Genomic DNA, 6,023 nt, shown 5'->3' on the forward strand with positions numbered 1-6,023 from the left:
CTTGCCTTCGAGCGATCGACTTTGACCCGCACCACCGGCTGGTTGAAATCGAGATCGCTGTCGGAGACGATGAACAATCCGCTCTTGCGTGCGGCATCCTTCAGCTTGTTCATCTCCTCATAGATCGGCTGGAACCCGTTGGTCGAACTGATCACCATCTGGACCGGCAGACCGCCGGGGCCGCCCGGCAGCGGCGGCAGGTTGAACGCGAAAGCGTTGACGCCCTCGATCTTGCTCAGGGCTCCCTGAACCAGCGGCTTCAACTGGATCGATGAACGCTTTCGCTCATCCCAGGGCTTCAGCAGCATGCCGGCGATGCCGCCTTGCGGGCCGGCGATGCCGTTCAGAACAAAGCGCAGATCGGTCTCAGGAAACGTCGCGAAGATCTTGTCGAGCTTGTCGCCGTAGAAATCGATGTAATCGATGTTGGCGTATTTCGGTGCTTTCGTCACGGCAAAGACGATGCCCTGGTCTTCCTCGGGCGCGAGTTCCTTGGCGGTATGCATGTAGAGAAAGCCGGCCAATCCCAGGATCGTCAGCGCGAACAGCCCGGTGATCGGGCGGTAGTCGAGCGAGCGATCGAGCATACGGCCATAGCCGCGCGTGATCGATCCGAACACCCGGTTCACCAGTTTGGCGAAACGCCCCTCTTCCGCACTCTTGAGGAACACCGAGCACATCATCGGCGACAGCGTCAGCGCGACCACGCCGGACACGATCACCGAGCCGGCCAGCGTGAAGGCAAATTCGCGGAACAATGAACCGGTCAAGCCACCGAGGAACCCGATCGGCGCATACACCGCGGCCAGCGTGATGGTCATGGCGATGACGGGACCCACGATCTCGCGGGCGCCCTGCATCGCCGCCTGCACCGGGGGCTTGCCCTCCTCCAGATGCCGGTGGATGTTTTCAACCACCACGATGGCATCGTCGACCACCAGACCGATCGCCAGCACCATCGCCAGCAATGTCAGCAGGTTGAAACTGAATCCCGCCGCCAGCATCAGGCTGCAGACGCCGATCAGCGACAGCGGAATGGTCACCACCGGGATGATGACCGAACGGAACGAGGCCAGGAACAGGAAGATCACCACCACCACGATGATGACCGCTTCGCCCAGGGTCTTCTCGACTTCGTCGATCGAGGACTGGATGAATTTGGTCGAATCATAGGCCACCTTCATCTTCATCGATGGCGGCAGGTTGCGCTCGAGTTCCGGAAACAGCGCGCGGACGCCCTTGACGAGCGTCAGCGGGTTGCCTTGCGGGGTCGCCTGCACGCCGATGAAGATCGCGTGCTCGCCGTTGAAGGCGACGCTGGCGTCGCTGCTCTGCGCCGCCAGTTCGACGGTCGCGATGTCCTCCATCCGCACGAAGCCGCCATCCTTGGATTTGATGATCATGCGCTTGAACTGATTGAGGTTGGTCAGATCGGTATTGGCCGACACGTTGGAGACGATGAAATAGCCCTTGGCCTGGCCGGCCGCGGCCTGAAAATTGTTGGCGGCGATCGCGGCCGAAACGTCACCCGGCGAAACACTGCGGCCGGCCATGCGGACGGGATCGAGCCACAGCCGCATCGCGAAGGTCTGGCCGCCGAGAATATCGGCCGAGGCGACGCCGTCGACGGTCGACAAGACCGGCTGCACCACCCGCGTCAGATAGTCCGAGATCGCCGAGCCCGACAGCACTTCGCTGGAGAAGCCGAGATACATCACCGCCGTGGTCTGGCCGGTGGTCTTGGTCACCACCGGATCGTTGGATTCCTTCGGAATCAGATATTTGACCGAATTCACCTTGGCGAGAACTTCGGTCAGCGCCTGGTTCGGATCGAAATTGAGCTTGATGAAGACCTGGATGGTGCTGGTGCCGAGCACCGAAGATGACGTCATGTAGTCGACGCCTTCGGCGGACGCGACGGCCTGCTCGATCGGCGTCGTGATGAAACCGTTGATCAGATCGGGCGAGGCACCGGGGTAAACCGTGGTGACGTTGACCACCGTGTTCGACAGTTTCGGGTATTGCCGGATCGGAAGCGTGGTCGCGGCCCGAAAGCCGATCAGAAGGATCAAGAGGCTGACGACCACCGCCAGCACGGGTCGCTTGATGAAAATATCGGTCCAGACCATCGATGCGCTCCGCTAAGACAGACGTCAAAACTATTCAATCGGATCCCGGTTCTCCCCTCCCCCCGCGAAGCGGCGGGGAGGGGTCGGGGTGGGGGGTCTCTCGGCAGGAACCGCCGCTTCGGTGAACGCCGTGCCACCCCCCACCCCCGACCCCTCCCCACCACGCGCGATGCGCGTGGGGGGAGGGGAGCTTCAGGGTCATCCACTAATAACGCGGCGGATTTGCCGGAATCGGCGGCGGCGTATCGGTCGAGATCGTCACCGCTGCTCCCGATTGCAGCTTGAGCTGGCCGACGGCGACGACGCGATCGCCGGGCTTCAACCCGCTGAGGACTTCGGCGCGGCCATCGACGCGATCGCCGGTCCGCACGAACGTGCGCACCGCGGTCAGGCTGGTCTTGCCGTCATCCCCTTTCTTCTCGGTGATCAGGAATATCGAGTCCCCGTACAGCGTGTAATCGACCGCGGTTTCCGCAACCGTGACCACCGGCGGCTTGTCCGGCAGCACCACCGTCGTGGTCGTGAACATGCCGGGCTTGAGGATATGATCGGGATTGTCGAGCGTGGCCTGAACATGGATGTTTCGCGTGTCGGTGGCGATCTGCGGCTCGATCGCGTTGATCTTGCCCTCGAAGGTGCGGCCGGGATAGGCGTCGACCGCGACGCGGACGGTCTGCCCGACCTTAAGCGCGGCGCTTTGCTTTTCGGTCACGGTGAAGTTTGCATAAAGCACCGACAGGTCGGTCAGCGATACGATCTGCGTGCCGGCGGTGAGATACTGGCCGACCTCGACGTGGCGGACGCCGAGTTCGCCGTCGAACGGCGCGCGCACCAGTTTCTGCGAAATGATCGCCTCGGTTTTGGCGATGCCCGCGACGGCCTGATCGTAAGTGGCCTGCGCCGCATCGGCGGTTGCTTGCGGGCCGAACTGGCGCGCCGCCAACTGCTTGGCGCGATCCAGCGCCAGCTGGGCGCCGGTCGCCTGCGCCTTGAAACTCGCCAGATCGCCCTGTTCGGGAGCATCGAACAATTGCACCAGCGCAGTACCGGCCTTGACGGTGGTGCCGGGCGTGAACATGATATCGGTGATGCGCCCCGAGACATCGGAGGTGACATTGACCTGATGCACGGCGGCGAGATCGCCGACCGCCGTCAAAAGATTCGGAATCACCTCGGATTTGGCCTCGACAATGGCCACGGTCGCCGGCGGCGGCTTATTGTTGGCGAAAAACTGCGCGATCATGTGGCCGCGGAACGAATTGAACCAGACCAGGCCGCCGGCCAGCGCCGCCAGCAGCGCCCCGACGATCACGAACCAGAGCAGCATCCGGACCGGGCGCGGGCGCGGCTTTTCGGTGATCGCCCGGCCCGAGATATGGGCTTCGTTTACGATATTCATGTCATGCGCTTTCTGCAGTTAAGGGCTGCCCAGCATGCGGCGGCAGGTCGGCATCGAGATGCGGGGCAATGGCGGTTTCGCTCAGTCCGATGCCGCGCAGGATGAATTCGCAGATCTGCCGCTCCAGATCGCCGGCATCGCCATAGGGCAGGCACGGAATGGCCGGCAGCCGCGACAGCGCCGCCATCAGAACGGTGTGATGGGCAAACCAGAACAGGTTCTGCGGCTCGCGCCCGACCCGCGATGCGTCCCCCGCGACCACCGCCCGCTGCAGCGACGCCGTGAACACCGGTCCGAGCAGACCTCCGATCTTCTCGTAGATCAGCCGCGCAAATTCCCCGTCGTCGAGGTGGCTCGTCACCATCAGCCGAAGACGTTGCGCATCATGCTGATCGGGAGCATCCGAGAGCTGCATGAAATGGTGGACCATGCCGCGGATCAGCACGACCAGCGTTTCGGTCGACGGCTCCAGGCCCAAAAGCTCATGCATGGCGGGATCCGCCTCGCATTCTTCCGCGAGGATCTCGGCATACAGCGCCGATTTGGTCGGAAAATGCTTGAACAGCAGACCTTCGGAAATCGAGGCGGCCGCCGCCACGCTTTTGGTGGTGGTGCCGGCAAAGCCATGGCGGGCAAAGCAGCGCTTGGCGGCGTCCAGGATCAATTGCCGCCGCAGGTCGCTGGTCATGCGCAGAGTGCTCATGCTTGTGAGTAAACGCTCACCTCCGCAATGAGTCAAGTTATGTTGCTGCGATGCGGCAGATCGACGCGAACCTGAATTATTAACGGGAATGTAAAGCGGTGGCTGCGAATCAGCCATCGAACGGTACCCCTGTTTCGCATCTACCGATGGCCTGTCGGCGGATGCCAAGAACAAAGCCGCCCGGGCATTACGCCGGACGGCTTTCTCTTGCGACTGCCGGCCCGGCACTGCTCCGGTTCCGCCGCATCTGTGCCTAATGATGATGCAGTTTTGTTTACAAGTCGTTAACGGGGACCCCGGTAAGAGGCGTAAAAGTCGTGGCGAGTACTGCGACATCACGCCGGAACCGTTCCGGCGTGATGGCGAAAGACCACTCCTGCCACTCCTGTTGCTCCTGTTAATACAGGCGATCAACAGGAGCGAAGGCATTTTGACACCCAAGTTCGCCCCTTCCCCCCGCTCAAGGCATCGCGGCCAAAAACCGTATCGCTGCGTCGTGGACGTGACGAGCCACGGCTTCCGGGCCTTCCAGACTTGTCATGTGCTGCATCGGCACTTCGAGTGCGATCTCGGTATCGCCTGGCATCCGCCGGAGAATGGCGGACAGGTCGATGCCGCCTTCGCCGGGCGGCAGCCGCTCCGCGCGCGCCGTTTGCAGAAGCTCCTCGACCGTGGCGGGCTTCGCCGCCGCGGCATCGCAGAGATGGACCATGGGCAGCCAGCGCGCCGGCAGTGCTTCCAATTGGCCGGGCTGACTGCCCGAGCGATCGAAATGCAGCACATCGACGAGAATGCCGACATTGGCCGATGAGGCGCCGGCAACCACCTCGGCAGCGGTCGAAAGATCGGGCACCGTGGTCCAGGGAAAGAATTCCAGCAGCGCGGAAAGTCCATAGGGTTTGGCGAGATTGGCGATCGCGCCGAGTCTCTCGGAGAGACGCGCGTGGTCGCGGTCATAGGGCGCGGTGATGACGTGGCGGGCGCCGAGCGCAGCGCCCGCGGCGATGAAAGATTCCAGCGCCGCGACATCGATCTCCGGGGTGATCTTGACGAACTCGATGTCCAGGACAAGCACGCCCGTATCGGCCAGCGCGGCCCTGGTCTCGCGCAGCATGACCGCGTCGTTCATGAGCGGATAGCCGGGGCTGTCCTCGGTCACGGCGATCAGCCGCAGGCCGACCGCCCGAAAGCCGGTTCGCGCCGCCAGGCGCACCATCTGCGGCGGCGGCAGCGACAACACGGTGAGATGGGCAAGCGATAGATTGGGGTGCACGAGGAATGACCTTTCAAAGGTGGGCTTGCTCTGCTTCGAAGACCGTCGAGATTTCGGCGCAAAACCCATCGCCACCATCAGGCTGGACAAAGGACCTCCGGGATCGTTCATTTTGGCCCAAAACCGAGCGGCCCGCCGGATCCGGAACAGCAAATCGCCACCTGATAATCCCTGATAATACAGGGCCGGAAACAGGGCGCGAGGCCATTTCGGCCCGGTCAGTCGGGCGGCGGCGGAGCGGCCGCCGGCGCCAGACCGGGCCGCTTGGTGCGCGGCGCAAGGGGCGGGTTGCAGTGATCGCATGATTTTGCGTGAGCGCGTGCTTCATGAGCGGTGCTGCAATTTTTCAAACAGGCAGGACACTAATTTTGCTTTTCGTCATGGCCGGGCTGCGTCGCGGCCATCCACGTCTTCCTCTGCCGCAGCAAAAAGCAAGGAGCCCGGGACATCTGCGCGAACACGCGCGGAGCCAGTCAGCGGGAAGCGCTTTGCGCGGTCCCGTTTGGCGCTTTAGCCCGG

General features: G+C 62.9%; 4 protein-coding genes. All 4 read right to left on the reverse strand.

Annotation, left to right across the window (positions count from 1 at the left end):
- Positions 1 to 2,129, reverse strand: a 2,129-nt coding sequence (locus tag ABSG20_RS27345) for an efflux RND transporter permease subunit (RefSeq protein WP_423867601.1), incomplete at its 3' end; no start/stop codon positions are given.
- A gap of 205 nt (positions 2,130 to 2,334) precedes the next feature.
- The gene (locus tag ABSG20_RS27350; protein WP_423867602.1) at positions 2,335 to 3,528 is read right to left on the reverse strand and encodes an efflux RND transporter periplasmic adaptor subunit; all 1,194 of its coding nucleotides are present in this window, start codon (positions 3,526 to 3,528) and stop codon (positions 2,335 to 2,337) included.
- Position 3,529: 1 nt separating this feature from the next.
- Complete coding sequence (locus tag ABSG20_RS27355) at positions 3,530 to 4,231, reverse strand: TetR/AcrR family transcriptional regulator (RefSeq protein WP_423867603.1); 702 nt, start codon at positions 4,229 to 4,231, stop codon at positions 3,530 to 3,532.
- Positions 4,232 to 4,691: 460 nt separating this feature from the next.
- On the reverse strand, positions 4,692 to 5,594 hold the full coding sequence (locus ABSG20_RS27360) for a sugar phosphate isomerase/epimerase family protein (protein ID WP_423867604.1): 903 nt from the start codon (positions 5,592 to 5,594) through the stop codon (positions 4,692 to 4,694).
- Positions 5,595 to 6,023 lie beyond the last annotated feature (429 nt).

This window comes from Bradyrhizobium sp. (assembly GCF_049512235.1).
In the GTDB taxonomy this organism is placed as follows: Bacteria; Pseudomonadota; Alphaproteobacteria; order Rhizobiales; family Xanthobacteraceae; genus Bradyrhizobium.

Excerpts from the sequence above, each read along its gene's own strand:
- ABSG20_RS27350 (WP_423867602.1), bottom strand. The coding sequence starts at position 3,528 with ATGAATATCGTAAACGAAGCCCATATCTCGGGCCGGGCGATCACCGAA.
- ABSG20_RS27355 (WP_423867603.1), bottom strand. The coding sequence starts at position 4,231 with ATGAGCACTCTGCGCATGACCAGCGACCTGCGGCGGCAATTGATCCTG.